The sequence below is a fragment of the Nevskia sp. genome, assembly GCF_021732705.1.
In the GTDB taxonomy this organism is placed as follows: Bacteria; Pseudomonadota; Gammaproteobacteria; order Nevskiales; family Nevskiaceae; genus Nevskia.
In genome coordinates, this window is sequence record NZ_JAKFUM010000010.1 from 200,393 (window position 1) to 225,911 (window position 25,519).

Annotated in this window: 23 protein-coding genes; 8 read left to right on the top strand and 15 right to left on the bottom strand. The window is 63.6% G+C overall.

From position 1 onward, the window contains the following. Positions 1–51: 51 nt before the first annotated feature. Genes QZ951_RS12270 through QZ951_RS12280 form a run of 3 tightly spaced genes read left to right on the top strand, consistent with a single transcriptional unit; the run spans position 52 to position 5,867 of the window. The gene (locus tag QZ951_RS12270; protein WP_293000956.1) at positions 52–3,108 is read left to right on the top strand and encodes a type VI secretion system Vgr family protein; all 3,057 of its coding nucleotides are present in this window, start codon (positions 52–54) and stop codon (positions 3,106–3,108) included. A 3-nt stretch (positions 3,109–3,111) separates the two neighbouring features. Further along, a complete protein-coding gene (locus tag QZ951_RS12275; RefSeq protein WP_293000957.1) occupies positions 3,112–4,701 on the top strand; it encodes a hypothetical protein in 1,590 nt (529 codons plus the stop codon). Between the two features lie 17 nt (positions 4,702–4,718). Then, positions 4,719–5,867 (top strand): hypothetical protein, encoded by a 1,149-nt coding sequence (locus tag QZ951_RS12280; RefSeq protein ID WP_293000958.1) that lies wholly within the window; start codon positions 4,719–4,721, stop codon positions 5,865–5,867. Between the two features lie 142 nt (positions 5,868–6,009). Here QZ951_RS12280 and thiC read toward each other — a convergent pair whose 3' ends face one another. After that, on the bottom strand, positions 6,010–7,920 hold the full coding sequence (thiC, locus tag QZ951_RS12285) for a phosphomethylpyrimidine synthase ThiC (RefSeq protein ID WP_293000960.1): 1,911 nt from the start codon (positions 7,918–7,920) through the stop codon (positions 6,010–6,012). Between the two features lie 251 nt (positions 7,921–8,171). Here thiC and QZ951_RS12290 point away from each other — a divergent pair, with 251 nt between their 5' ends. Further along, positions 8,172–8,744: a Crp/Fnr family transcriptional regulator gene (locus tag QZ951_RS12290; protein WP_293000961.1), complete on the top strand. Its 573-nt coding sequence runs from the start codon at positions 8,172–8,174 to the stop codon at positions 8,742–8,744. 81 nt (positions 8,745–8,825) lie between these two features. Continuing rightward, entirely contained in the window at positions 8,826–9,395 is a 570-nt protein-coding gene (locus QZ951_RS12295) for a cytochrome P460 family protein (protein WP_293000962.1), read from the top strand. Positions 9,396–9,489: 94 nt separating this feature from the next. Here QZ951_RS12295 and QZ951_RS12300 read toward each other — a convergent pair whose 3' ends face one another. Further along, positions 9,490–9,867, bottom strand: coding sequence for a hypothetical protein (locus QZ951_RS12300; RefSeq protein WP_293000963.1), 378 nt, complete (start codon positions 9,865–9,867; stop codon positions 9,490–9,492). Between the two features lie 249 nt (positions 9,868–10,116). Here QZ951_RS12300 and QZ951_RS12305 point away from each other — a divergent pair, with 249 nt between their 5' ends. Then, positions 10,117–11,427 (top strand): ammonium transporter, encoded by a 1,311-nt coding sequence (locus QZ951_RS12305; RefSeq protein ID WP_293000964.1) that lies wholly within the window; start codon positions 10,117–10,119, stop codon positions 11,425–11,427. A 2-nt stretch (positions 11,428–11,429) separates the two neighbouring features. Next, positions 11,430–12,110, top strand: coding sequence for a hypothetical protein (locus QZ951_RS12310; RefSeq protein WP_293000965.1), 681 nt, complete (start codon positions 11,430–11,432; stop codon positions 12,108–12,110). 21 nt (positions 12,111–12,131) lie between these two features. Here the strand turns inward: QZ951_RS12310 and QZ951_RS12315 are convergent, their stop codons facing one another. From QZ951_RS12315 to rlmJ, 5 genes are all read right to left on the bottom strand, one after another. Continuing rightward, entirely contained in the window at positions 12,132–12,665 is a 534-nt protein-coding gene (locus QZ951_RS12315) for an NUDIX hydrolase (RefSeq protein ID WP_293000966.1), read from the bottom strand. Between the two features lie 97 nt (positions 12,666–12,762). Next, entirely contained in the window at positions 12,763–13,560 is a 798-nt protein-coding gene (locus QZ951_RS12320; RefSeq protein ID WP_293000967.1) for a hypothetical protein, read from the bottom strand. 85 nt (positions 13,561–13,645) lie between these two features. Continuing rightward, the gene (locus QZ951_RS12325; protein ID WP_293000968.1) at positions 13,646–15,232 is read right to left on the bottom strand and encodes an AMP-binding protein; all 1,587 of its coding nucleotides are present in this window, start codon (positions 15,230–15,232) and stop codon (positions 13,646–13,648) included. 142 nt (positions 15,233–15,374) lie between these two features. After that, a complete protein-coding gene (locus tag QZ951_RS12330) occupies positions 15,375–15,824 on the bottom strand; it encodes a hypothetical protein (RefSeq protein ID WP_293000969.1) in 450 nt (149 codons plus the stop codon). 196 nt (positions 15,825–16,020) lie between these two features. Further along, on the bottom strand, positions 16,021–16,881 hold the full coding sequence (gene rlmJ, locus QZ951_RS12335; protein WP_293000970.1) for a 23S rRNA (adenine(2030)-N(6))-methyltransferase RlmJ: 861 nt from the start codon (positions 16,879–16,881) through the stop codon (positions 16,021–16,023). Between the two features lie 551 nt (positions 16,882–17,432). Here rlmJ and QZ951_RS12340 point away from each other — a divergent pair. Continuing rightward, positions 17,433–17,561, top strand: a complete 129-nt coding sequence (locus QZ951_RS12340; RefSeq protein WP_293000971.1) for a hypothetical protein — start codon at positions 17,433–17,435, stop codon at positions 17,559–17,561. Positions 17,562–17,607: 46 nt separating this feature from the next. On the opposite strand, the gene QZ951_RS12345 is transcribed toward QZ951_RS12340, so the two are convergent. The 8 genes from QZ951_RS12345 to QZ951_RS12380 all read right to left on the bottom strand — a co-directional run bounded on the left by QZ951_RS12345 (position 17,608) and on the right by QZ951_RS12380 (position 25,508). After that, the gene (locus tag QZ951_RS12345; RefSeq protein ID WP_293000972.1) at positions 17,608–18,147 is read right to left on the bottom strand and encodes a hypothetical protein; all 540 of its coding nucleotides are present in this window, start codon (positions 18,145–18,147) and stop codon (positions 17,608–17,610) included. Between the two features lie 30 nt (positions 18,148–18,177). Beyond that, positions 18,178–20,823 (bottom strand): protein kinase, encoded by a 2,646-nt coding sequence (locus tag QZ951_RS12350; protein ID WP_293000973.1) that lies wholly within the window; start codon positions 20,821–20,823, stop codon positions 18,178–18,180. A 564-nt stretch (positions 20,824–21,387) separates the two neighbouring features. Beyond that, complete coding sequence (locus QZ951_RS12355) at positions 21,388–21,900, bottom strand: hypothetical protein (protein WP_293000974.1); 513 nt, start codon at positions 21,898–21,900, stop codon at positions 21,388–21,390. A 71-nt stretch (positions 21,901–21,971) separates the two neighbouring features. Further along, complete coding sequence (locus QZ951_RS12360; RefSeq protein WP_293000975.1) at positions 21,972–23,072, bottom strand: hypothetical protein; 1,101 nt, start codon at positions 23,070–23,072, stop codon at positions 21,972–21,974. A gap of 43 nt (positions 23,073–23,115) precedes the next feature. Next, positions 23,116–23,631, bottom strand: a complete 516-nt coding sequence (locus QZ951_RS12365) for a hypothetical protein (RefSeq protein WP_293000976.1) — start codon at positions 23,629–23,631, stop codon at positions 23,116–23,118. After that, positions 23,618–24,133 carry a hypothetical protein gene (locus tag QZ951_RS12370; RefSeq protein WP_293000977.1) on the bottom strand — a complete coding sequence of 172 codons (516 nt, stop codon included), beginning with the start codon at positions 24,131–24,133 and terminating at the stop codon, positions 23,618–23,620. Before QZ951_RS12370 ends, QZ951_RS12365 begins: the two co-directional genes overlap by 14 nt. 318 nt (positions 24,134–24,451) lie before the next feature. Next, entirely contained in the window at positions 24,452–24,916 is a 465-nt protein-coding gene (locus QZ951_RS12375) for a YHS domain-containing (seleno)protein (protein WP_293000978.1), read from the bottom strand. 100 nt (positions 24,917–25,016) lie between these two features. After that, positions 25,017–25,508, bottom strand: a complete 492-nt coding sequence (locus tag QZ951_RS12380; protein WP_293000979.1) for a YHS domain-containing (seleno)protein — start codon at positions 25,506–25,508, stop codon at positions 25,017–25,019. Positions 25,509–25,519: the final 11 nt, after the last annotated feature.

Here is a 25,519-nt window from a genome sequence, read left to right on the forward strand (position 1 = left end):
AATTCCTGAAGTGGGCCTGCATCGATCAGGCAATGATGCTCGGACTGCGGAATGGCGAGCGTGTTCCATCGAACATTGCGATCGCGCCGTCATCGAAAGATCGACAGGTTCTCGCGGGGTGAATCGCTGCACCGTCAGCCACGCAGGGCCGCTGGTCGCGCGTCGGCGCAGCCGCTTTGCCAAGAAAGGCCGACTTTTGTACTGTCGAGACTCTGGCAGGAAGCCAGTCTTGTGCACGGAGCAGGTGATGACAGGGATTGTTGTCGAGCAACGGTGGTACGCGATCAGTTGCAGAGCGGGCCGATCCGTGTGAACGCGATCATCGAGGTCTCGTTGCGCAGTCTGCTGGAAGCGCTCAGCAGCCTGTCGCCCCACGCGCGTCTGGTCACGCTCGATGGACTTCCCTCAGATGTCAGCCTCGTGGTCGAGCGCGCGTCCGGCCATGAGGCGATCAATCAACCGTATCGCTTCGACGTCGATCTGCTGAGCCCATCGGCGCAATTGTCGCTGTCGGCCTTCATCGGCCTGCCGGTGTCGCTGGGCCTGCTGACGGCCGATGGCACGCGACGTCGCTGGCATGGCCTGATCACGACAGCCTCGCGCCTCGCAGCCGATGGCGGGGTGGCGCGATACCGGGTGCAACTGGAATCGCCGCTGGCTTGGCTCGCGCTCCGCGAAGACTGCTACCTGTTTCAGGACGCCAACGCGCTGGACATCGCCGAATCGCTGTTCGGCGACTACCCGACCCTGCGCTACGACATCCGCATCGACGAGGCCACCCGCGCGCGCCTGCCGGTCTACCGCGTTCGCACGCAGTGGCGCGAAACCGATCTGGCCTTCCTGCAGCGACTGCTCGCCGATGACGGCATCAGCTATGCGTTCGAGCATCCGGACGATGCGGGTACAGGCGAGCCGCTGCTGGTCCTGTTCATCGACAGCCCGCTTCAGGATGAGGCGACCGTGCCGGCGATTCGCTACCACCGCTCCGCCGCCACCGAGTTTGACGACGCCATCCACGGCTTCACCGCCCGTCGCAGCATCGCCAGCGGCAGCGTACTGCGCAGTCGCTGGGATGCCGAGCAGGTGCGCGCGCCAGCTTCACAAGCGCTGGCCGATCCGGGTGGCCCTTTGGTGCCCGATCTGGAAGATCACGACGGCAGCCTGTCGCTTCCGCCAACGGCCAGCCCGAGCGCGGAAGCCGTCGCCCACCGTGCGGGCGTTGCCGCCAAAGCCCATGCGCAGAGCTTGCGCACCTGGCGCGGCCAGTCATCTGTCCGCCGGCTGGCCGCGGGACAAGCGTTTGTACTGACCGATCATCCCGACTACGGCCCGCTGGGCGTCCGCGGCTTCGGTCACGCCAATCCCGAGGCCCGCTTCCTCGTCACCACCCTCGAGCACCGGATGCGCAACAACCTGCGCTTCGGCAGTGATCGCCGAGATGAACGGGATCAGTCCGGCAGTGATGAGCCGATCTACGAAAACCGCTTCAGTGCCATTCCGGCGGATGTACCGATTGTTCAGGCCGCGACGGCTGGTGCCTCGTATCCCGGCCTTCAAACCGCGCTCGTCGTCGGCATCGCCGATCAGGTGCTGACCGCCGAGCGCGATCACGAGGTCAAGGCGCAGTTTCACTGGCAGCGCGGGGTGCAGCCGAACCGTGGCGGACTTTCGGAAACCGGCAGCGAGGGCGACACCGACGGCAATGCCCCCGGGAACGAGCGTAGCGGTACCTGGATCCGCGTCGCCCAAGCCATCGCCGGCCCGGATTTCGGCGAGGTCTATCTGCCGCGCATCGGCGATGAAGTGCTGATCGATTTCGAGCACGGCGACCCGGATCGTCCGATCGTCGTCGGCGCGCTGTGGAACGGTGAAGACCTGCCGCCATTCTCGGCCGGCGTCGACACCGAATCGGCCCACCCTGGCGTGATTTCCGGCATCCACACCAAGACACTTGATGGCGGCGGCTACAACGAACTGGTGTTTGACGACGCCAGCGGCCAGCCCGGCATCCGCGCGGCCTCGTCATCGTTCAGCAGCCAGCTGAATCTCGGCCACCTGCTCCACACCCGCCCCGGCCTCGCCTGGCGTGGCACGGCCCGCGGACAAGGTTTCGAATGGACCACCGACGGCTGGACCGTCGCCCGAGCCGAAAAAGGGCTGCTGCTGTCGACGACCTTGCGCCCCAACGCCACCGGCACCGTGTTCGATACGACGGAAGCGCAGGGCCAGCTGCGAGCTGCGCAAAGCCTCGCTCAGACCCTGTCCGATGCTGCCGCACATCAGGGCGCGAAGCCATTGACTGCGATGGATCAGCAGACCCGCCTGCTCGAAACCCTCGCCGTGACCGAGCAACCCGCAGCGACCGGATCCCGCCCGCAGCCGGCAGTCCTGGCACCGGATGCCCCGATCGTCTTGCTCGAAGCTCCCGCCGCCATCAGCTTCACCACCCCCGCCACGATGCTGAGCCATGCCAGCCTGCATCACAGCGCCACCATCCAGGGCGATGCGCTGGCCAGCGCCGGCAAGGTCTGGTCCGCCATCAGCGGCGGGCACACCAGCCTCTACACCCACACCGGCGGCATCGCCGCCATCGCCGCCAACCACCCGGTCTCGATTCAGGCCCAGAGCGACGCACTCGAAATCCTCGCGGACAAGAGTGTCACCGTGACCTCCACAGACGCCGGTATCACTGTCGTCGCCGAGCAGAAGATCGTACTGCTCGCTGGGGGTGCATCGATCACGCTGGATGGCGAGAACATCACCTTTGCCTGCCCCGGCACTTTCTCAGTCAAGGGGGCGAAGCAGGATTGGGGTAGCACGGCCAAGGGTCAGGCGGAGTGGCCTGAGCTTCTAACAGGCGAGCTAAAAGTGATCCATTGGATCGAACTCGACTATCGCGAAACGGTTACAGGCGAAGGCGTATCCGGTGCGGAATACGAAATTCATTTCGAAAGCGGAAACGTCCTGAGTGGAAAGTTGGATGAACGAGGCAAGTCGCGACACGAGAATGTCGATCCGAGGAATGTCACCAAGGTGGTCTACAAGCCCCGTCCTCCGCAACAGGACAAACCAGCGCAATCGCTGGAAAAGCTCATGCAAGGCGTTTGACCAATGGTCGACGTCAACACGACGCAGATGCGTGACGCTCTGGCTTGGGTCACGCAGGACCAGGCCGACGCGGATAACCCGGATAAAAACATCCGGGAGTGGCTTTGGGAAGCAATTCAAGGCGACTTCAGCGAAACCCGTTCGACCGGACAGATCGCTTTTGATGCAGCCGTGTCGATGATCCCGATCGTGGATCAGGTTTGCGATGTCCGGGATTTGATCGCCAATTGTCGGAAGATCAACGAAAAGCCCAGCGATACTTGGGCTTGGGTCGCGCTCTGCCTGACTTTGATCGGCCTGTTTCCATCGATCGGGTCGCTGGTAAAGGGTGTACTGAAAATCTTCTTCCTCTTTGTTCGCCGCTCTGGCGGAGACGGCGTGATCAAGGTCGTGGAATCCGCCATGACTTGGGTCATCACCTTTCTGCGCAAGCGTGAAGTCCAGAAGTACATTCGAAATGTCATCAAGGCTGACGAAATCTTCAAATGGCTTGCCGAGCAGATCAAGGTCGTCAAAGGCTGGGTCAATTCCCGGGCACTGCTTGCAGCCTTTGATCGCGGCATCAAATTGATGGAAGGCCTGCTGAGCAGGGTGACGTGGCTGCCTAGCGTCGGCGAGAAAGCGCAGGCCACTATTGATTTGGTCAAGACGGTCCGCAATCTCGCTGACGAGCAGATCGGTAAAGCTGTCAAGCCGGTGCAGGATATTCTCGATAACATCATCCTTGCGCTGGAACGGCGCCATCTGCTGGAGCGCGGCGGCATCTTAGATGCTCACAACATCCACTTCCACGGTGCGCTACCAGAAGCCAATGCCGTCACGCTGATGCGGAACACCGATCCATCACCCAGCTGGTTGACGAAGCCGGTGAAGATCGAGCACAAGCCTTTGCCTGAAAGAGTTATTGACCTAAAGCCAAGTATTCGTCAGGACATCGAAATGCACCTGGCCGAAGGCTGGCCATCCCACGGGGACTTGACTCGCTTTGAAGATATTATCGCCGACGAGCTAAAAGGGCCCGCCCGTCTCTATCGGGTGGTCTCACCGAGCAACATGGCGTCCGGAGACTGCTGGGTCACAGAAGCGGTATTCAAACGTATTCAGGCGTCGCCGAATCCCCGCGCAGTCTGGCGCAAGCATCTTGGCGTCTGGCCGGACTGGAACGTCAATGGCCAGTTCGTAATCTATGACGTCAAGACCGGTGAAAGCCTCAAGGTCTGGCGGGGTACCGCCTCCACACAGACCAAGTTCAAGGCAGGACTCGATGCAAGCTTGGAAGGCGGCTGGGAACAGATCGTCTTCAATGCCGCAAAGAACCCCGCCGATACGGCCTCGATGGATACGCTGGTGTATTACGCGGCAGATCGGGTCACGGGTCAGCTCAATAAAACCGATCTGACATACCCGGAATATAGGGCCTTGCACCCCGTGGAGCAGTCGAAGTACGAAGCCCTCCGTTCGCGGATCAACAACGACCACATCAGCGGCCCATTCGACACCGGCTGGGGCTATACAGATTTCAACGAACAGGTACTCTCAACCCGCATGGGCTTACCCAATCTGCCCGGCCAGATCACCCAGCTTGCCCACTGACGCCCGTATTCAATGCCATGACTCAGTTACTCAGCTATCACCAGAAACGGCAAGCGGCGCGTTTGTACTACTTTTCGCGCCTCGATTACCTGAAAGGGCTCAAGGAGCGGGTTGATGCGCTGGTCGAATCGATCGACCCTGCCATCGAGCGAGCTCAGCGGCTGGGTGTAGACCGGATATTGACGAACGAGCGCTGGGGCGTGCGGGATACGGTCGCCAACTGGACCACGGGTGCCTGGCCTTATTTGAAGTCTTTTCAGGAAGGTGTTGTGAAAGACATTGCCGGCCGAGCCTATGAGCGTTATAGCGGGTCCGGAGCGAGCGAATGTTGGATGGCTCTTAATGAATTCTCGATGATGTGGGCAACCGCGGAACAGGAAGCGGAATTCAAGCAGCGGTTTGATGCGGTTTATCAATACGCTTTGGAGATTGACGCAGTAGTGCGTCGTCCGTGTTCGCATACGCAAGAGTCGCAGTACGCAAACGCTTGGCTAAGCATCGGCCACTCAACCATACGTCTACCGAGATTCGTTGTCCGTGAAGACATAGTGGGCCGCAGCGGTGCGGTGCCTTCGAAGACCGGCGTGTATGTTGCCCAGAACGATCCCTTCAGCGTCTGCCAATTCGCGTGGACCGGTACCTGGATGAAGGAGCGGAAAGAAGGCTATCTGGACGATGCCAACCTGCTGAATGAACTCGGCCGCGATGCGGCTCGTGCTGTCGGTCACAAATACCTGTGGGCCGAAGATGTGCGTCTCGTCGAATACCTCAAGAAATCGAAATATGCATCGGATTACTCAAAGTACGTCAGTGAGAGAAAGACAAGAAGACTGGAAGCAAGCGTCGATGACCCTATCGAGGCCGTCATTTACGTCAGCGAATTCGGCACCGAATCCAAACCCGTCGACTGGTATTACGTCGAACTTGTTGAGGGGGAACACGACGATGATCCCGACGGCGATCCATCGGTAGCTGCTTTGGCAGACGAAGTGGGAAACCGCGTAGCAGACAACCAGCCCTGCCCAAGGTCCGGCTGGTGGGTGTCGCCCGCGAAAGCCACTTCCCGGCGCTACTTCGAGCAAGGCGCTCTCATGCCGTCGCTCGGCAGCGATTACGGGCTGACAATCTGGCAGTGGGATGTCGATCAATCCGCGCCGAGGCTTTGAGCAAGCACCCGCGTCGCGCAGCGATCGCAGGCCCGGATTACGGCGGGGTGTACCTGCCACTGTATTCGGCTGGCGTTGATACCGATTCGACCCATCCCGGCGTCATCTCCGGCATCCACGCTAAGACTCTGGATGTCTGCGACTATTCCCGCCGATAAACCTCCGCCCCCGCCGCCTTGAACTCGGCGGCCTTCTCTTCCATGCCGTGCTTCAGCGCGTCGGCAGCATTGAGCTTCTGCTGGGCGGCGTAGTCGCGGACGTCCTGCGTGATCTTCATCGAGCAGAAATGCGGGCCGCACATCGAGCAGAAGTGGGCCAGCTTGGCACCTTCCTGCGGCAGCGTTTCGTCGTGGAATTCCTTGGCCTTCTCGGGGTCGAGGCCGAGGTTGAACTGGTCTTCCCAGCGGAACTCGAAACGCGCCTTGCTCAACGCGTTGTCGCGGATCTGCGCAGCCGGATGGCCCTTGGCGAGGTCGGCGGCGTGGGCGGCGATCTTGTAGGTGATGATGCCTTCGCGAACGTCGTTCTTGTCCGGCAGGCCGAGGTGCTCCTTCGGCGTGACGTAGCAGAGCATCGCGGTGCCGAACCAGCCAATCATCGCCGCACCGATGCCGGAGGTGATGTGGTCGTAGCCCGGCGCGATGTCGGTGGTCAGCGGCCCGAGCGTGTAGAACGGCGCTTCGTCGCAGTCCTTCAACTGCTTCTCCATGTTCTCCTTGATCAGGTGCATCGGCACGTGGCCGGGACCTTCGATCATCACCTGCACGTCGTGCTTCCAGGCGATCTGGGTCAGCTCGCCGAGGGTTTCCAGCTCGCCGAACTGGGCGGCGTCGTTGGCGTCGGCGATCGAGCCGGGGCGCAGGCCGTCACCCAAGCTGAAGGTGACGTCGTAGGCCTTCATGATTTCGCAGATGTCTTCGAAATGCGTGTACAGGAAGTTTTCCTGGTGGTGCGCGAGGCACCACTTGGCGAGGATCGAGCCGCCGCGCGAGACGATACCGGTCACGCGATCCGCCGTCAGCGGGATGTAGGCCAGCCGCACGCCGGCGTGGATCGTGAAGTAGTCGACCCCCTGCTCGGCCTGCTCGATCAGCGTGTCGCGGAAGATTTCCCAGGTCAGGTCTTCGGCCTTGCCGTTGACCTTTTCCAGCGCCTGATAGATCGGCACGGTGCCGATCGGCACTGGCGAGTTGCGGATGATCCACTCGCGGGTTTCGTGGATGTTCTTGCCGGTCGACAGGTCCATCACGGTGTCGCCGCCCCAGCGCGTCGACCAGACCATCTTCTCGACTTCCTCGGCGATCGACGAGGTAACAGCACTGTTGCCGATGTTGGCGTTGATCTTCACCAGGAAGTTGCGGCCGATGATCATCGGCTCCAGTTCCGGGTGATTGATGTTAGCGGTGATCACGGCGCGGCCGCGGGCCACTTCGCTGCGCACGAATTCCGGCGTGATCAGCGCCGGGATGCTGGCGCCGAAGCTGTTGCCGGCGTGCTTCTTCAGGTAGCCGGCCGCCTTGTACGACTCGTGAAGCTCGGCAATGCGCTGATTCTCGCGGATCGCGACGAACTCCATCTCCGGCGTGATGATGCCGCGTCGGGCGTAGTGCATCTGGGTGACGTTCTGGCCGGCCTTCGCGCGCAGCGGCTTGCGGATGTGGCTGAAGCGCAGGTGCGCGGTCTTGTCGTCGGCGGCGCGGATGCGGCCGAAGATCGAGGTCGGACCTTTCAGTTCTTCGGTGTCGCCGCGCTCGGCGATCCACGGTGAACGCAGCGGCGCCAGACCCTTCAGCAGGTCGATCTGCACGTCAGGATCGGTGTACGGGCCGGCCGTGTCGTAGACGGTGACCGGGGGATTGGCGACTTCGCCATCCTTGCCGTGCAGCCGGGTCGGTGTCTGCGTGATCTCGCGCATCGGCACGCGGATGTCCGGACGCGAGCCGGTGACGTAGATCTTGCGGCTCTTCGCGAACGGCTCGCGAACTTCGGCGCTCAGCGCATCGGCCTTGGTCTGGGTCAGCTGATCGGCAACGGCTTTCGGTACGGCGCTCATCGGTCTTCCTCATGCGAATTCGACGGGAAGACGCGACTGCGGACGCGAGGGCTCGCGCGCGGTCGCAAGCCTTCCCTACGCCGGGCGCACTTGCGCCGCGGCCAGGTTCCAAGGGTTTGTTCTCAGCCTGCCGCGCGGAATCCCTTCCCGCGGCCGGCACCCCCGGCTTCAATACCGCGACGATAGGCCAGCCGGGCAGGTGTCGCAAGCGCGCGACGTGCGGCCCCGCGGCGCCGCTACACTGCCGCGCCATGCAATTCCGCCATCACGACATCATCTACCGTCAGGGCGACGACTGCCCCGGCGCCTGTTGCGTGCTGCAGGGCCACGTGAAGCTGACGCGGCTGAACCGTGATGGCGATGCCGGTACGGTGGCGCTGCTGAAGGCGGGCGACTGGTTCGGCGCGCTCGATGGTCATCCCGGCGCCGCAGTGGAAACGGCCGTGGCCAAAGGCGTGACCCGGCTCCGCGTGCTGCCGCGCACGCCACCGCGCGAGCCAAGCGATGCGGCGGCGATCATCGAATCCCTCGCGCGCCGCCAGCGGTTTCTGGAACTGAGGCTGGACGCGCTGCTGCGGCTGGATGTCCGCGCACGACTCGCGGCGGTGCTGCTCGATCTGGCGACGTTCTGCGGCCAGCACTGCCGGCACGGTCACGAAATCGATGTGCGGCTGACGCATCAGGAGCTGGCCGAGCTGTCCGGCGTCAGCCGGCCGGTGGTCACGGCCACGCTCAATCAGTGGCGCAAGGATGGCTGCCTGCGCTACACCCGCGAGTACATCTGCATCGAACGTCGGGACGTGTTCACGCAGCTTCTGGCCTGAATTGTCATCGGCAAGACAGACGTTCGCCGAGTCACCGCCGACACTGCCGGGGTTGCGCTTGGCAACGCCCGGAGATTCAGCATGCTGCGACTCGTCACTTCCCATTTCCGCGCCGGCATCGCGGTTGCCTTCGCATGGTCCACCACCGGCGCAATTGCGGCTGGGCCGGAACGCGCGCCGTTCTCGCCGTATGTCGACGCCAGGGGCACGATCACGCTGCCGAAGGACTTCCGCACCCGCTGGACCCATCTCGGTTCGTGGGTCGTGCAGCAGGACGGTGCGCCGGGCCAAGGCTTTCACGATGTCTATACCGAGCCGGCCAGCGCTGCGAGCTTCCGCAAGACCGGGCAATGGCCGGATGGCGCGACCCTGGTCAAGGAGATTCGCGGCATCACATCCGGGCCGCTGACCACCGGGCCGGCGCTGTGGGCCGGCGACAACAAGGTCTGGTTCGTCATGGTCAAGGACAGCAAGGGTCGCCATGCCGGCAACGGCAACTGGGGCGATGGCTGGGGCTGGGCGCTGTTCGATGCGAAGCAGCCATCGACCAACGCCTCCGTCAGCTATCAGAAGGACTGCCTCGGCTGCCACACGCCAGCCAAAGCCACGGACTGGGTGTTTCTGCAGGGCTATCCGACGCTGGCGCGTTGAGTGTCGTCCCGCCCCGCCGCGTCTGCGTACCGGCCGGTTTCGCCCGCGCGCCCCCCATGCGTGACCCGCCGAGTGACGGCTGAACGGCGTGCGCCTACTTCTTCACGGCATGCGCGTCGTCCAGCATCGCCTGCGTTTCGGCCGGCGACATCAGGAAATCCTTGTTCAGGTCGTAGCGCGCCAGATGATCGGAGCCGACGGTTTCGGCGCGGCCATTGGCGGTGGCGGGATCAGCCTTGGTCTTGTCGCGCTTGACCAGCGGCTTGTCCTTGGCCAGATCACTCAGATCGCCTGAACCGGGCGCGGGCGTTCCGTTCACGGCGTCCGGCATCGGCGTTTTCGGCGGGGTTCTGGCCGTGGCTGCGTCCTTTGGCGCAGCCGGTTCGGCCGCGCTGAGGACGCCGGCCATCGAACTGGCGGTGGCAACAGCAGCGACAACGGCCAGGCAACCGAGCGTGGACATTCGGGACATGTGATTCTCCGGCAGCAGCGCGTCGGGAGTGGCGCATCGGTGGAAGGTCCACGGTTGATGCCAGCCGATAAATCCAAGGCAATCATGGGCTTGGAGATCAAGCGAGCGCCGAGCCGCGCTGACACCGGTCGAATCTGCCGATCCGTCGCCAACCTTGCCGATCGCGGCAGTCGGCCACGGCGGCGACGTGCGTGGCGCTGTTCTTGCGTCCACCGCGCGGTCATTCTTCCGAAGCCGGACAGGTCAGTCATGGACGCAAACCCCCGGATGCGCCGCCGTACGCGTGCTGCCATCGCGCTGTGCGCCGCCGGCAGCCCGTCCGCTCACGCGGCGGGTGTGCTCGATACGCCGTCCGACATCGCCTGGGTCGCGATGTCCGCCGCGCTGGTGTTCTTCATGCAGGCCGGCTTCGCGCTGCTCGAAGGCGGCATGGCGCGGGCGAAGAACGCGACCAACGTGATCATGAAGAACTACGCCGACATGTGCTACGGCGCGCTGGCGTTCTGGCTGCTCGGCTACGGTCTGATGTTCGGCGCCAACCACAGCGGCTGGATCGGCACCAGCGACTTCGCGCCGGATCTGGCCAACGGCCGCAGCGCCGTGTTCTTCATTTTCCAGATCATGTTCGCGGCCACGGCCGCGACCATCGTCTCGGGTGCCGTGGCGGAGCGCATGCGCTTCTGGCCGTACGTCATCGGCTCGATGCTGGTCACCGGGCTGATCTACCCGGTGTTCGGCGCGTGGGTCTGGGGCAGCTTCGAGCGCGGTGACGGCTGGCTGAAGCAGCTCGGCTTCATCGACTTCGCCGGCTCGACCGTCGTGCATTCGATCGGCGGATGGTCGGCGCTCGCGGCGGTGATCGTGCTCGGCCCGCGGCTCGGCCGCTTCGCGCCGAGCGGTGCGGCGCGCGACATTCCCGGCCACAACCTGCCGCTGATGGCGCTCGGAGTTTTCATCCTGTGGCTCGGCTGGTTCGGCTTCAACGGCGGCTCGACGTTGGCCGCGACCGCCGACATCGGCCTTATTGCGGTCAACACCCATCTCGCCGGCTGTCTCGGCTTCATCGGCGCGAACGCCGCGCAGCGCGTGCTGAATCGACCGGTGCTGATGACCACGGCGATCAATGGCGCCGTCGCCGGGCTGGTGGCGATCACCGCCGGCTGTGCCACGATGTCGCCGCCGTTCGCGCTGCTGACCGGCTTCGTCGCCGGCGGGCTGATGATTCTCGCCACCGACGCCATGGCGCGGCTGAAGCTCGACGACATGGTTGGCGCGGTCCCGGTGCACGCCGTCGGCGGCGTCTGGGGCACGTTCGCCGCCGGGCTGTTCTACCGCGGCGATCTGTTCGACCCTTCGCGGATCATCGTGCAGCTGATCGGCATCGGCACCGCATTCGCGTGGGCGTTCCCGATGGCCTACGCCGTGTTCTGGACCTTGTCGCGGACCATCGGCCTGCGCGCCGACAGCCGCCACGAACAGCGCGGGCTCGACATTTCCGAGCATTATGAAATCGGCTACCCCGAGTTCCAGCGCGACCTGACTCACGCTGGCAAGGAATGACCGTGGCAGACGCTGCCTTCGAGCGCCGGAAAGCGGCGATCCTGATCGGCCTGCGCGCGGCGCTGGACGAAACCGCCGCGCAATCCGCGCTGGACCTGTGGGCACATGCGTATGGCCCGACGCGGCCGCTCGCGATCGTCGATTTCGTGGCCGATCTCGAACGGCTGCAGGCCCTGCCGCCGAAGCGCAGCGGTGCCGTGCGGCTGGCGCTGTATCAGGCGCTGATCCAGCACGATGCGCCGAAGGCTCGGGTGGCTGCGCCGTCGCCGCCCGCTATCGAACCCGCTGCTGCGGCGGTCGAGCCACCACCGGTCGCCGTACCTCCAGCAGCAAGCGATCGACCGGCAATGGCGATCTTCCGCGCGCTGACGATGAGCCTGCGCATCGGCATCGACGCGTCCGGCCCGGCGGCGCAGCGCGAGTTCGCGATCGCGCTGGCGCGTGCCGGCACGGTCGCCCGGGTGAAGCCAGCAGATTTGCTGCTGGTCTGGTTCGCGAGCCAGTCCTGGGCGGCACTGGCCGATGCCGACGACGCACGGCTGGCCGACACCCTGCACGCGATCTACGTCGCCGCCGCCGAAACCCTGGGCCCGGTGCAGGCGGACCGCCTGCTGAGCCGCGCGGTCAGCGAGGCGCAGGCATTGCCCGAGTCGCGGCTGTTTCCACCATCGCGGCTGCTTTGATCGCAGCGCGGGTCAATCGCCTCAGACGATGCGCTCGGCCCGGTGCCGCGCCGCGAACCACAGGCCGACGAACACCCGCGGATCGCAGCGCTTGCCAGCCGCCATCTGTGCCAGCAGCCATTCGGTGGCGCCGGCCAGCGGCACCAGATGCACGGTGATGTTTTCGCCTTCCACGCCGCCGCCGGCGTGCACGCGGACCAGTTCGCTGGCGTAGTAGAAATGCAGCAGCTCGGACGACATGCCGGGCGCCGTCGGCCCGGTGAGGATGTGTTCGATCTTGCCCGCGCGAAAGCCGGTTTCCTCTTCCAGCTCGCGCAGCGCGGCGGCCTCGAACGCTTCGTCCGCATGCTCGGCCTCGTCCCCGATGATGCCGGCCGGCAGTTCCAGCGATGCGGCCTGCAGCGGCACCCGGTACTGCTCGACCATCACCAGCTCGCCGGCATCGGTCACCGCGGCGATGAACGCCGCGCCCTTGGCGTTGGTGCGGGCCACGTACTCCCAGCGGCCATCGCGCAGCAGGCGCAGGAATTTTCCTTCGTGCAGGGTTTCGATCATGGAACTCGGTCGGCGTCGGTCGTACCGTCATTATCCGATGGATTGCCCTCGCCGCTGGCCGCGCCTCGCGACCACGTTGCCAGGCCGCTCAGGCCGCTCAGGCCGGAAAGATCCGATGGACGCTGCGAATCGCGAAATGATGCTTGTCGAGCTTTTGCGCGTAGATCTTCCACTGTCCGCCCACTCGCACGCCGATGACGTTGATCGAGCGGCTCGTAATGTCGTAGCTGTTGCGCCCGTAGGTCAGTTGCCCGGCGGTGGCGGCCAGACGGTTGTTGAGCTGCACGCCGTTCTCGGCCACAGTGGGCTGGATATGGGCGACATCGACGGACCCCGGTGCGCCAGCCACCGCTCGGGCGACGAAGGTGCAGCCGGTGAGCTTGGCCGTCACCATCAGATCCGGCCCGTTGGCATCAAGGCGATACCAGACGATGGGCGCCGCCGCGTTCGCAGCCGCCGTGAACAGGCCGTGGACCCACACCGGGTGGCCCTCGCCCAGTTGCCCGATGCCGCCCTGCAAGGTGAACGACTGCGTCGCGTGCAGGTTCTGGGTTCGCAGCACGGTGCCGGGCCGGTGGCCGCCGCCACCATTGAACAGGTGAACCTGGTAGACGCCGGAGGCGGCCGGGTCGTAATTGTTCTGGATCGGATAGGTTCGGAGGAACTTGCGCGGCTCGGCCCGCAGTTGTTGCAGGGCCACGCCGGGGCGCAGCAAACGCCCGGCATTCCATTCGTTGTTGAGATAAGTGCGGTACTCGGGGTTCATCGCCATGGTGGACTCCTGCCGGACTCGGCATCGATCAAGGCGCGAAACAGGAAGGACACGCGAGCCGCCTCGCGCCGCAGCGGTGGCCGGATTATCGTCACGCGGCGGCGCAGCCGGAAAGTCGGTCATGCGGCTGACGGCGTCGAGACCGGCTGCCGGTCACACTTCGGATACGGGGAACAGCGGGCCGACGGCCAGCCGGCGCTGTTCGCCGTCAGTCGCTCGCGAACAGCCCGGCGTGCTGCAGCCGCAGTTCGGCCTTGCGAATCTTGCCGGTGGCGGTCATCGGCAGCTGCTCGAGCACCAGCACACGCTTCGGTCGCTGGAAACTGCCGAGGCGCTCGTGGCAATGGGCCAGCACGTCGGCTTCGGTGACGTTGGCACCCGGCCGCGGCTGGACCACGGCGCAAACCGCCTCACCCCAGCGCGCATGCGGCAGGCCGATTGCGGCAGCGATCGCGATGCCGGGATGGCTCAGCAGCGCCTCCTCGACCAGTGCCGATGCCACGTTCTCGCCGCCGGTCTTGATCATGTCCTTCTTGCGGTCGACGAACTGCAGCTGGCCGCAGGCGTCGACGAAACCGAGATCGCCCGAGTGATGCCAGCCGTGGCGGCGGACTTCGGCCGTCGCGTCCTCGTTGCGGTAATAGCCGTTCATGACCTGCGGCCCGCGCCAGCAGATCTCGCCGATGCTGCCGGGCGGCAACTCGCGACCGTCATCGTCGAGCACGGCCTGATCGGTCAGCGGCGTCGGCTGGCCCCAGCAGTTCGCGCCCGGATTCTCGGTCGGCGTGCCGCCGAGATGGATCGTCGGACACGGCGTGAACTCGGTCTGCCCGCCCGGCAGATCGAACTGGCAACCGAACGTGGCCTCCAGCCGCGCCACCGTCTCCGGATCCATCGTCGCCATCGCATAGGTGCAGCGCTGCAGGGACGAAAAATCGCGCGTCGCAAGGTCCGGTACGGCCAGCATCGCTTTCCACATCACCGGCAGGCCGACAAAGCTCGACACCCGTTCCGCTTCCATCAGATCGGCGACGCGTGCGGCGTCGAAGCCGCGCAGGCTGACCACGCGGCCGCCCAGCATCATCGTCATGATCTGCCCGACTTCCGCCGCGATGTGGAACTGCGGCAGCACGTTGAGCGCGGTGTACGGCTTGCGATAGCCGTAGCCGATGGCGTTAGCGTAGCCGGCCAGCACCAGCGCCAAATGCGAGCTCATCACGCCTTTCGGCTTCGACGTGGTGCCGCTGGTGTACATGATTTGCGCGGTGTCGCGATCATGGATCACGACGTCGTCGATCTCGGCGTCGGATTGACCATCGATCAGGCTCGCAAGGGTCATCTGCCCTCCGTCCGCGTCACCGCCGGCAATGATCCGGTGCACGGTCGGCGCCAGCAGCGGATCGACCCCGGCGAACGTCGCCAGCAGCGGCCGTTCGACCACCACGGCCGCGACACCGGCGTGGTTCAGGGTCCAGCCGACATCGGCCGCGGACTGCGCATAATTGATCGGCACGATGACGATGCCGGACTTGAAGCCCGCGAACAGCGTCGAGATGAAATCCGCGCCGTTGCCGCAAATCAGCCCGAGCCGATCGCCCTGCTTCAGCCCGAGTGCGCGCAGCCCGCGCGCCAGCCGGTTGACCCTCGTGTTCAGCGCCGCGTAGGTCCACGCCACGCGGCTGCCGCTGCCGTAGTCGATGAAGCCTTCGACATCCGCGCTGTCCCGCGCACGGCGGCGCAGGACGTCGCCAACGGCGACGCGTTCGATCAGGTTCAGTTCCAGGACGGGGTCCATCGCACGCTCCTCGCCGGCGGCTCGTGGGCCGTCAGTCATTGGTCATCGGATTGAGCCGTCGCAGAGGCTGCGGCAGGCGACGCGGGCGCGTCGACCACCGGCCCGCGCGCGCCGGCGGGTTCAGGCGCGCATGGTCGCGGGTTCAGGGCTTGCGCGGCAAGCGCTTCAGCGATTCCGGCACCAGGCGCTCGTCGCGCATCGCCAGCAGAAGGAAGGCGAAGCCGGCGCCGTGGAACAGCAGCGCGGCCGGCCCGATGTAGGCGGACTTCCAGATCAGCGCCGTGGCGGTGGCGATGCTCCACAGGCTGAACAGATAACCAGCAGCGATCGGTGCTTCCACGGGGCTCCCGAAGCGCCACACCAGCAAGCCGGCCATCGCGGCGACAAATGCCAGCTTGACCAGCGCCATGCCGTGCAGCAGCCGCACCAGCTCGCGATCAACCGGCACGCTGGCGTCGACCGCAGGCGCAATCGCAAACGCCGCGATGGCACCGAGCACACAGCCGGCCAGCAGCACCGTGCTCAGCAGCCAGCGACTCGGCTCGAGCGCCGGGCGCGCCGGTGCGGATGCATTCTTGAACGAAGTGGCCATGACAGTCTCCGGTAGCAGGGCGTCGTTGCGCCTGACGCTAGCCCTTTTGACGGCATTCGGCCAGTGCGATGCGAGACTTTCCGCCGGCCAGCGGCCGCGCCGCTTCAGAATTCCAACCGCATGGCTCGGCTGGGATGGCGACACCACCTGATGCGGACATACCGCATACCCGCTCAAAAACGCCTTGCGGCTGCATTCAGGGCACCGTCGCCACGGTCCACGCCGCGCGCGAGCCCTGCGCGAGGATCGGCGTCAGGAACTGCAGCGCAGCCCGCGCGGCGTCGTCGAATCCGTACGGCGGGTTGACCACGACCAGCCCGCAGGCCGACATCGGATGCTTGACGATGCCGGTCACGGGCGACGGCTCGCGCGGTGGCAGATCGACATCAATCGTCAGCTCCAGGGTCGGTCGAGCGGTCTCGCGTGCCACGCGACGCACGAAGCTCGACGCGACATGGGTGTTCTTCAGCGGATACCACGCCGCATAGATGCCATTCGCGAAGCGCGCCACCGACTTCTTGATCAGCTCCGACACGGCTTCGAACTCGTCCGGCCGCTCGAACGGCGGATCGATCAGTACCAGACCGCGCTTCTCGCTCGGCGGGAGCAAGGCATGTGCCTCGTACCCGTCGCGAACATGGATTGCGCTGTTCGTCCCGCGCATCGCATGACGAAGTTCCTCAGCCACTTCGGGAATCTTCTCGCACAGGATCAGACGATCGCCCGGCCGCGCCAGCGCCTTCGCGAGAAACGGCGACCCCGGATAAAAGCGCGAGCCGCCATCGGCATTGCCATCACGAACCAGCGCCAGGTACCGCGCGAGTGGCTCCGGGACCGTCGCTGCCGACAGGCCGCTCAACCGACCGATGCCGTCGCGCCATTCACCGGTGGTATCGGCAGCGACATCGCCCAGATCGTAATCCCCGGCCCCGGCATGGGTATCGAGATAGGCCCAAGGCTTGTCCTTGCGGCCCAGCGCATCGAGCAAGCCGGTCAGCAGGACATGCTTGAACACGTCGGCGAAGTTGCCGGCGTGGTAGCGGTGGCGGTAGTGCATGGTCGGTCATGGCAAATAAGCGAAGCCGATTATGCCCGCGTCCCTCGCATCAGAAGCCATAAAAAAAAAAAAACGGCGTGACGGGGAATCGCGCCACACGACCAATTACGGCTGACGTCGCAAGAGACGACTGCTCAGATCGCATTGGTGTCGCAGGATCGATCGCCGACCGCAAAATGCGTCATTCAGCGAAATCTCAAAGCGATTCATCGGGCCCGACAAAGCGCCGTTCTCTAGCCTGTGTTGATCCGACGAAAGCCGACAGATCAAATCTAACTGCACCGAAGAAGAACTCCCCCAGAACTTCTTCGCGCTGGACTTCGGCGCAACCGGCTACTCCCGAAGTCACCCAACCTAGAACAGGTCTACATCACGCAGCAAGCAAATCTCGAAGGCGCGGCATGGCTCCCGTCCGGTATTAAAGGCACCGAACCCAGCGACGTCAGCACCGACCTCAACGAACGCGAGCTAACCCAGAAAGTCGCGTCGCTGACGCCTCAGCAGTTCAAGGTCTTGATGGCGCTGGTCGACGGCGCCGGAACAAACAGATCATGGCTGATCTCAATGTGCCCGACTCGACGGTCAAGTCGCATGTGACGGCTATCCTCCGGAAGGTGGGGCTTTACCTGAGAACGCAGGCGGCGGTGTTGGCGCAGAAATTATTGACGCAGCAGGTATAACGTCGTTGCTAGGCTCAAGTCCGTGTGGCGCGACGGTGACTAGCGCTCAACCGTGGCCAAGGTTGCCAACCGCGGGGCACTCCTGTCCCTGACAGTTGGCTCGCGGACGAGTTGCAGCGGCAACATCGAGTGAGAAGTCCAACACGAGATCATCGACGTTCACTGATGTAACGGAGTTACTCGAAACGTAAACATCGAATGCCCTGCGCAATGCCGTTAGGTAAACGCCAGGCAACACTGCAACCTTCCTGCCGACCACCACCTGATAAAACTGGTTTATCGCCTCAATTTCCGCAGGAGACGATGGCGGACCAGAGATTTGAACGATGCTTCCCGTCCTAGGACAAGCTTCGCTTTGGCAGTCGGGAACTCCGAAGCCATTTGCGTCAAGCTTCAACTTGAATCGAAGTACAAAGTTGGTCGGAATGAGATCGCCAGTATCGCCATCAGTCACAGCGCGCAGGGCTACGCCGACTGCACGATTCAGATCATCAAGATAAACCGCGGGAATCTCGAGAAGCTCAAGTGCATTCAATACACCAGCATCATTGAATAAATCGTCAATCGAAAAATTTTCTGGTGGCATAGTAATCTCGTTTTAGCTAGAACGACCGAGTTATTTTTTAAGCGCAGAGGAATCTGCGATACGCGTTTCACTATTCTGAAGCAGACTGTCAATCCTCATCATCAATGGACTATTTTTCTGCAGCTTGGCGCGGGCCGGAACCACGATCTCTTCAAGCAGCTTCGTTTGATCAACATTTCGATTAAGGCTCCCTGCCGCAATCGCGAGCAGCATTTTCGTCTTGATCAGCTTCAGGCTAGTCGTCGGCAAGGTCTTGCTCATCGAATCGAGCAAAGGCTTCAGCACCATTTCCGCAGAGTCGAAGCTTTTGTTCTTGATATAAAAATCAGCAAGGTAGGCCACGGCGAAACCTGACTGATCGAACGTTCCGCCGGTATCTGCCTCAATCTTCGCGATGATTCGACTGACTTCCGAAACGGCTCGTTCGTGGTTGCCTCTGAGAAAATCCACGCGTGCGAATCCGATGCTAATGACATTGTCCCAACCCGATCCGGAACGCAGCCATTCGTCGGCGATTTTCCGAGCCGCCGTCAGTTTCTCGGTGGCAGCATCGGCTCGGCCCATCTCGATGTCGACGCTCGCCAGATTGCAGAGAATCGACATGTACGCCTTCGAAGTTTTCCTTAACGACCCTTCGCGCTGAAGCGCCGTGGTCAGCACATCCTCGGCTGCGGAATAGTCATCCAGCTCCAGTAAGCTCAGTCCCTGCACTCGGCGGGCTGCAACATTCGTTCCAATATCGGACTTTTCCGTTGCTTCAACTATCGCTGCAGCACCCACCGCTGATTCCACATAATTCCCGAGAAACAGCTCCGCGCGTGCCAGTTCAAGGTTGAAATCGAGGAGCTCCTTGGTATCCTTGCCAAGCACACGGCTCGCTTCCTGCGAGAGCGCTGCAAATTCCGGAAGCACGTCTTGGAGTTTGCCCAGCCCGTAATTGAGTGCGATCCGCTTCGAGGCAATCGCCAGAATCTTTTTATCTGAAAGCCCATGAATGCTTCGGTACAAAGTCTGTGCTTTGATGAGCTGGTCTTCCGCTTCGGCGTTGTACTCGAGAACGTCATATGAGGAGCCTAGCGCGAAGTGTAGATCGGCCTGTACTTCCGTCTGATTCTCAAACTGCTGAGGGATTTTCTCCGCTGCACGATCAACCAGTTCCTTGACCGTCATGGAACGGACCTGCCGAACGTCACCATTGATGCTCGCGAATAGCCCACCGGCAAGAAATTCCCCCACGACACGGGCACGGTTGGCTTCGCCTTCCGCCAGTACGCGAGCGCGTTCGGCGCGCAGCGCAAAGATCGACGTGCCGAACATGCCCAGAACCAGCGACGCTGCCGCCAGCAGCAAACCAATACGTCTCGCCTTCACGAAATCTCGCTTCCGCTCCTGCAGTTCCTTCAGCCGCTGTGCGGCACGTTGCTCTTCCAGCACCGTCTGACGCTGTTCCCGGCTGCGGATTCGACGCGCAAGTTCCAGTGCGTCTGCCAGTCGACGTTCCGAGTTGCCATTCGCTGCCACACCAATGTCTTCGCGGAGGATCTCGTCCTGGACATTTGATTCCCAGCCAGCATCGAGACGTCGGCTGATATTGCCGACGACGAACTGATAGAGCATCACGCCTAACGCGTAGATATCAGCCTTGACCGTTACTGGCTGCCCCGCCAGCACTTCAGGGGCGAAGTACAGCGGCGTGCCGGTGCTGGTGTCGCTGCCGGCGTCGATCACCTGGGTGAAGCCCATCCGCGTGATTTCGAGGGCGGCGATGCGGGTGGCGTCGACCAGGCGGCTGCTTCCGAAATCGCCAAGCCGGATCGTTGGCTTGCCGTCTGCGTTGATGACGACGAATACGTTGGCTGGCTTCAGGTCCTTGTGCAGGATGCCGACGATGTGAATCTCGGCGAGCGCCTCCGCGATCTGGGCGATGAGGTCCAGACGCAATTCGAGCGGGACGTTGCGAATGCCGCCCTGCTGGTTAAACCATTCCTGGAGGCTGCCACCCGGGCAGTATTCGGCTTCAATGAACCACGGTGGCTCGTCGAAGTTCCAGTCGAGCACGTCGACGTAGCAGGCTTTTTCGCCGACGCTTTCGCGCAGCAGGCGGAAGACGGTGACTTCGCGCTTCAGCGCTGAAAGTCCCAGCGGTTCCGAGGTGAACTTGAAGACGCGTCTCGCCTTGGTCTTGACGTGTTCTGCCAGCCAGCTGTCGCCACTGAGGCCCAAACGGCTGACCAGTTGCCAGTTCGGACGACCCGGTGGCACATCGCCGACATTGAAGCTGAGCCGCGGCGGCGCGACGGCGCCGTTGTCGTCGGTGATGCGCTCGACGGGGGCGTCGAATCGATAGCCGAACCCGAACACCGTCTTGAGCCACACCGCGCCGGCGTCACCGAGCGCGTCACGCAGCTTGGCCACGGCGTTGCCGAGCACGGCCTCGACGACGATCCGCCCGGGCCAGACGGCTTCGAGCAGATCGTTCTTGGTCAGCAGCTGGCCAGGATGGCGCAGGAACACCATCAGCAGGTTCAGCGGCTTCTTCTCGACCTCGATCAGCTCGCCGTGGCGGCGAAGCTCACGGCGTGGTTCATCGAGTTCGAAATCACCGAAACGCCAACGCTCCCCTTGCGGCACAAGGCCGCTGTCCTGAGGCGTTTCCGATGCTGGCTTGCTCGGCATCCCGTGATCCGCAAATCTCTTGTCGCCTGACGTCCCTGAGCTCGCGCCCACCGTCGCCAGAGTTGGCTTTCACGTTTGTCGTCCTATCGTTCGTGACTGCAGATGTCAGCTGAAGACACTGGCCTTCGCGGACTTCCCGCAATGCGGAATGACGGCGCTCCACGTTCCCCGAAGATTGGCCAGCGACACCGGTCACAGTCGCTTGCGATATGCGCGGTCAATCACGTTCTTCGATGTTCGCCCGGAGCGGCATTCGACAAGTGGCCTGGCGACAGGTCCACTGAGACGTGCATCACATTAGTGGCGGTGACTGACCGGCCGCGAAGCGGATCGCGACGCAGCGGCTTGATCAGGATCAAATCAGTGCCATGGCAATGGTCATGGACACGGTCTTGATGAGGCGGCGCCCATCCGAGGATCGGTGCCGACAGGATGCGGGCTGACGCATACGCACAATGGCGGCGCAGCGCACGACGACTTGAATCGACCATGCCCGTTGCAGGCCCGGTCGTGTTGCAGCTCACAGTGCGCCGCGCACCCGAAGATGCGCGGCGCGCGCGTACTTCAGGCCATTGCAGGCTGGCGGCCGACGCCCAGCAGGCCGAGCACGGCGTCCTTGTTGCGGAACGCGAGGAAGACGCAGGACAGCCAGACGATGCAGGCCATCGTGAACAGCTCGCCAACACCCTGCGGCGAGAAGATGCCGTCAAAGCTGCCGTCGGCGTTACGCACCGCGACGCCGAGCGGCGTGAACAGGTGGAAGAAGATTGCGCCGCTCATCACGCCGACACCGAGCAGGGCGCCAAGCCCGAGCAGGGCACGCTTGCCGGAAAAGAGGCCGACGAGGATCAGCGTCGACGCGACGAGTTCCATGCTGCCGACAACGTACGCGCTGAAGATGCCGCCGGGAGCAAACGCGCCGGGAAAACCGAGGCTCGCTGCCCACGGATCCAGCTTCTCTTCAAAGATGTAGATCGTTTCGACGCTGCGGGTGAACTTGAAGAACAGCGACTGGATGAAGACGAAGCAGACGAACAGCGCCGGAATCTTGAGTCCGTGTTTTCTGAGCAGTTCCATGAGCATTTCTCCTGCGGTTGTGTGGCGGGCCCGCGGTGATCGCCGGCCCGGATGTGACTGACCGTACCGTGCTAGAACCAGCGCTCGCCGCGCTCGTTGTCGGCGCGCCAGAGCTTCAGCAGTTCGACAAAGCTGATCGTCGATGCACCCTTGGCGACATTGGCTTCGCCGATCTCGATTGCCAGCTTCCACTGATCGATCATCGTTTTCCAGCCTTCGAGCAAGGGTGTGCCCGGGTTGTAGATGTGTGCGGATTCCGCCGTGACGCCGTTCATTTCCATGACCTTCAGCCCGACACCGTCGCGCAGGTGCGCTTCACTCGGGCAACGCAGATCGATGCGGCCGAAGTGGTAGCCCGGAACCGCATCGAGGATGGCCGACATGGTCTGACGCAGCGCCTCGGACTTCAGATCGGCCCCGTCGAGGAACAACGAGCCGCGGCTGTGCGCCCCGATCTCCACCAGCGGGATGACCGCGCCGGCGGCTGGAATCTCGGTCAATCGATCGGCAAAGCGCTTCCACAGGCCAGGCGCGATCAGGCGGGCCCGCGCGTCGTCCCGAATCAGTTCGGCAAGGCTGCGCGTGCCGTCTCCGGTCACGCTCGGGAAGCACTTGCGAACGATCGATAGCAGTTCGACACGGCCGGTCTTCGGATCGCGGTAGACGAACACGCCGAACTCGGCGCCGTCGATGTAACGTTGCGCGATGACGTCGTCCTGAGCGGCCGCGAGGTAATCGGACGCCTGCGTTTCGCTGCGGATGACCGCGACGCCGCGACCGCGCTGGCCGATGTCGGGCTTCAGCACGATCGGATATCCGGCACCGGCGTTGACGAACTGGCGCAGGCATTCCAGACGTTCGCCCAGTGTTGCCGTTGCCGGCAGCAGCGTGAACTGTCCGACGTACTGGGGCGCGTTCGCCTGCAGCGGATCGAGCGCGTCGTGCTTGGTTTCCCCGACGATGCCGCTCGCTTTCAGGCAAGGGTTGACCGCGGTGACCGCCATGAACTTCGTGCCCAACGCCGCACGCGTGAAGATGTACGCGACGATCGGCGGATAGAACGCCCACATCGGCCAGAATTCCCAACGGGCCAGGCGCGACAGCTTGATGCCCAGCCGCTCCCGCAAGGCGGGCTGGTACGGGGCATTCATCGACGAAGACTTGGCATTCATGGCCACCGGCCCCTTCACCGGGCCGGACGCCGGCGGCATGGCATCAGCCTTGACGCTCGCGTTCATAACGGATGGTGGCCGCCGCCTTGCCAATACCTTCCGGCAGCGACAGGCCGCGTTGTTTCAGCACCAGCCGCAACAGCGCGTAGTGATGCACGGCATGGCCGGCGACGAACAGGAGTTCGCGCAACGGTGTGGAGCCACTGACGAAGCGATCGTCGCCGGCAACGCCGCCATCGAAGGCGACGGCAATGGTTTCCGGCCACGGCCGCTCGAGGCGCCGGGTCAGGCTCTGTGCCAGCGCCTCGCAGCGGGCACGCGCGATCACCGGGTCGCGTTCGACGGTACGGTCGCGGCTGCGGTTGTCGTAGTCGACGACACCGAGATCGATCCCGGCGAGCAGCGCTTCGTAGTGCTCGATAATGTGGCGAAGATGCGGGCCGATCTGGTCATCGAACTGCAGCGCAGCACGTTCGGCGACTTCGGCAATGCCGGCGCCCTGATTCAGCATGTCGATGGCGTAGACCACCGCACGGCCGAGCGGATCACGCGCGTGCATGGCGGTCTCCGGACAGCGGCGAAGTCACGAGATCGAGGTTCATGCGTGTTGCGGCAGGTTCCGGATTCGGTTGACGGCGTTCGAGGCTCAGACGCCACGCCGGGTCGGCGGTCTCGCGCAGCAGCAATGAGCTGAAGACGACGGCGAAGCCGACCGTCGGCAGCATGCCGGGCGCCAAGGTCACGAGGATGTTCGGCGTGCCGATCATCGTGTGGACGGTAATCAGCAAGGTGTAAGTCAGCAGCAGGCTGCCACCGGCTGCCAGCAGCGCGCCGTTGCGCGGACTACGCGGCAGCCAGAACAGCGTGCGCATCAGCGCGACGCAGCCCATCGTGATGGCCACGCTCATCGCCCAGTGGGCGCATCCGATCACGGCTGCATGTGGCCAGCCGGCGTGGCGATTGACGCCCAGCGCCCACAGGCCATAGACCAGCCCGCCGAGCACAGCCCCGAAAGGACTGTTCATCAGCCGGTACAGGCCTTGCAGAAAGCGATCACGCATCAGTCACAGCTCCATGTTGGGGCAGCATGCTGCACCGTCGACCCTAGGGTGGCGGCGATCGGGAAATGCCGATATGCCCTTCAGCACTCAATTCATGCCCGATGGTACGGGCGGGACTACGCCGCAGACGCGGATTTCGACACGTTTTTCACCGCGCGCGAACCCGATTTTCAGGTTACCGCGGCCGATTTTCGCCGGCCATGATGCCCGATTCTACCGTGCGACCGCGGAATCGACTGGAACGATGGCCATTTTGGCAGCGGCCTCCGGCCCATCATCTGGGGCCGGGGGCCGGCGTCTGCAGTCGCTCCGAGCGACTTATTCCTCGGTCGGCCCCTTCAGCAGTTCGGTGAACTGCGAGTCGGCCGCCGCGTTGTACCCGGCCACGTCCTTCTGCCAGGTCGTGCGCACGCGCTGGTTGTAGTTCAGGTACAGCTTGCCGTCGATCACCGCCCAGGCGTCCGGTTCCGTCGGGGCCAGATGACCCTTGGCCGTGCCGTAGGCGCAATAGCCGCCGTACTGGGGAGCGAACTTCGCGGGTTCGGCCTTGAACGCATCGAGATTGGCCTTCGAGGCGAACTTCCACTTCGCGCCCTGCCATTCGGTGACCCACTGGTCGGTGCCCTTCACTGCCTTGCTGTCGGTGAAGTAGGCGACGGGATCGTAGCCCTTGATCGCCACGCCGTTCGGCGAGTAGTAGGCCGGCGCGGCGTGCGCGAGCGCCGAGACCAGCAATCCGGCGGTCATGACCAGTCCGGAGATCGATTTGCTGAGCAGTTTCATGTTGAAAGTCCGTGTCTTGAGCGTGCAGCCGTCAGGCCGCGCGCGTGATGATGGGTATCGCTGCGGCCGTCCGTGGAATGGCCGCAGCGGCAAGATTCGCTTACTTCTTGATCAGCGTGGTGAACTTCGCGTCGGCCTGCTTGATGTAGCCCGCCGTGTCCTTCTTCCACTTCTTCAGAATGTCGTCGTCATAGTTCAGATACAGCTTGCCGTCGACGATCGTCCACTGGTCCGGCTCGATCTTCACGACATTGTCCTTGGCGATGCCGTAGGCGCAGTAGCCGCCGTACTGCGGCGCGTACTTCGTCGGATCGGCCTTGAACTTGTCGAGATGATCCTGGCTCGCGAACTTCCACTTCGCGCCCATCCACTCGTGCACGAACTGGTCGCTGCCCTTCACCGGCTTGCCGTCGGTGAAGTAGGCCACGGTGTCGTAGCCGCGGATCGCGGTATCGGTGCGCTTCGGGTCGGTGAAGTAGCTGCCGCCTTCGCCAAACGTGTTGATCACCGGCGCAGCAATGGCGGCACCCGTCATCGCGACGCTCAGTGCCAGCGCCACACCGAACTGCTTCATCGTCTTCATCTTGATCATGGAATGTTCTC

Coding starts and splice junctions, on each gene's coding strand:
- QZ951_RS12295 (WP_293000962.1), top strand. CDS start 8,826: ATGCTGCGACTCGTCACTTCCCATTTCCGCGCCGGCATCGCGGTTGCC.
- QZ951_RS12330 (WP_293000969.1), bottom strand. CDS start 15,824: ATGGCCACTTCGTTCAAGAATGCATCCGCACCGGCGCGCCCGGCGCTC.
- QZ951_RS12290 (WP_293000961.1), top strand. CDS start 8,172: ATGCAATTCCGCCATCACGACATCATCTACCGTCAGGGCGACGACTGC.
- QZ951_RS12355 (WP_293000974.1), bottom strand. CDS start 21,900: ATGGAACTGCTCAGAAAACACGGACTCAAGATTCCGGCGCTGTTCGTC.
- QZ951_RS12360 (WP_293000975.1), bottom strand. CDS start 23,072: ATGAATGCCAAGTCTTCGTCGATGAATGCCCCGTACCAGCCCGCCTTG.
- QZ951_RS12305 (WP_293000964.1), top strand. CDS start 10,117: ATGGACGCAAACCCCCGGATGCGCCGCCGTACGCGTGCTGCCATCGCG.
- QZ951_RS12280 (WP_293000958.1), top strand. CDS start 4,719: ATGACTCAGTTACTCAGCTATCACCAGAAACGGCAAGCGGCGCGTTTG.
- QZ951_RS12325 (WP_293000968.1), bottom strand. CDS start 15,232: ATGGACCCCGTCCTGGAACTGAACCTGATCGAACGCGTCGCCGTTGGC.
- QZ951_RS12370 (WP_293000977.1), bottom strand. CDS start 24,133: ATGCGTGATCGCTTTCTGCAAGGCCTGTACCGGCTGATGAACAGTCCT.
- QZ951_RS12275 (WP_293000957.1), top strand. CDS start 3,112: ATGGTCGACGTCAACACGACGCAGATGCGTGACGCTCTGGCTTGGGTC.
- QZ951_RS12300 (WP_293000963.1), bottom strand. CDS start 9,867: ATGTCCCGAATGTCCACGCTCGGTTGCCTGGCCGTTGTCGCTGCTGTT.
- QZ951_RS12270 (WP_293000956.1), top strand. CDS start 52: ATGGCGAGCGTGTTCCATCGAACATTGCGATCGCGCCGTCATCGAAAG.
- QZ951_RS12375 (WP_293000978.1), bottom strand. CDS start 24,916: ATGAAACTGCTCAGCAAATCGATCTCCGGACTGGTCATGACCGCCGGA.
- QZ951_RS12340 (WP_293000971.1), top strand. CDS start 17,433: ATGGCTGATCTCAATGTGCCCGACTCGACGGTCAAGTCGCATGTGACG.
- QZ951_RS12365 (WP_293000976.1), bottom strand. CDS start 23,631: ATGCACGCGCGTGATCCGCTCGGCCGTGCGGTGGTCTACGCCATCGAC.
- thiC (WP_293000960.1), bottom strand. CDS start 7,920: ATGAGCGCCGTACCGAAAGCCGTTGCCGATCAGCTGACCCAGACCAAG.
- QZ951_RS12380 (WP_293000979.1), bottom strand. CDS start 25,508: ATGATCAAGATGAAGACGATGAAGCAGTTCGGTGTGGCGCTGGCACTG.
- QZ951_RS12345 (WP_293000972.1), bottom strand. CDS start 18,147: ATGCCACCAGAAAATTTTTCGATTGACGATTTATTCAATGATGCTGGT.
- QZ951_RS12315 (WP_293000966.1), bottom strand. CDS start 12,665: ATGATCGAAACCCTGCACGAAGGAAAATTCCTGCGCCTGCTGCGCGAT.
- rlmJ (WP_293000970.1), bottom strand. CDS start 16,881: ATGCACTACCGCCACCGCTACCACGCCGGCAACTTCGCCGACGTGTTC.
- QZ951_RS12350 (WP_293000973.1), bottom strand. CDS start 20,823: ATGCCGAGCAAGCCAGCATCGGAAACGCCTCAGGACAGCGGCCTTGTG.
- QZ951_RS12320 (WP_293000967.1), bottom strand. CDS start 13,560: ATGACCGACTTTCCGGCTGCGCCGCCGCGTGACGATAATCCGGCCACC.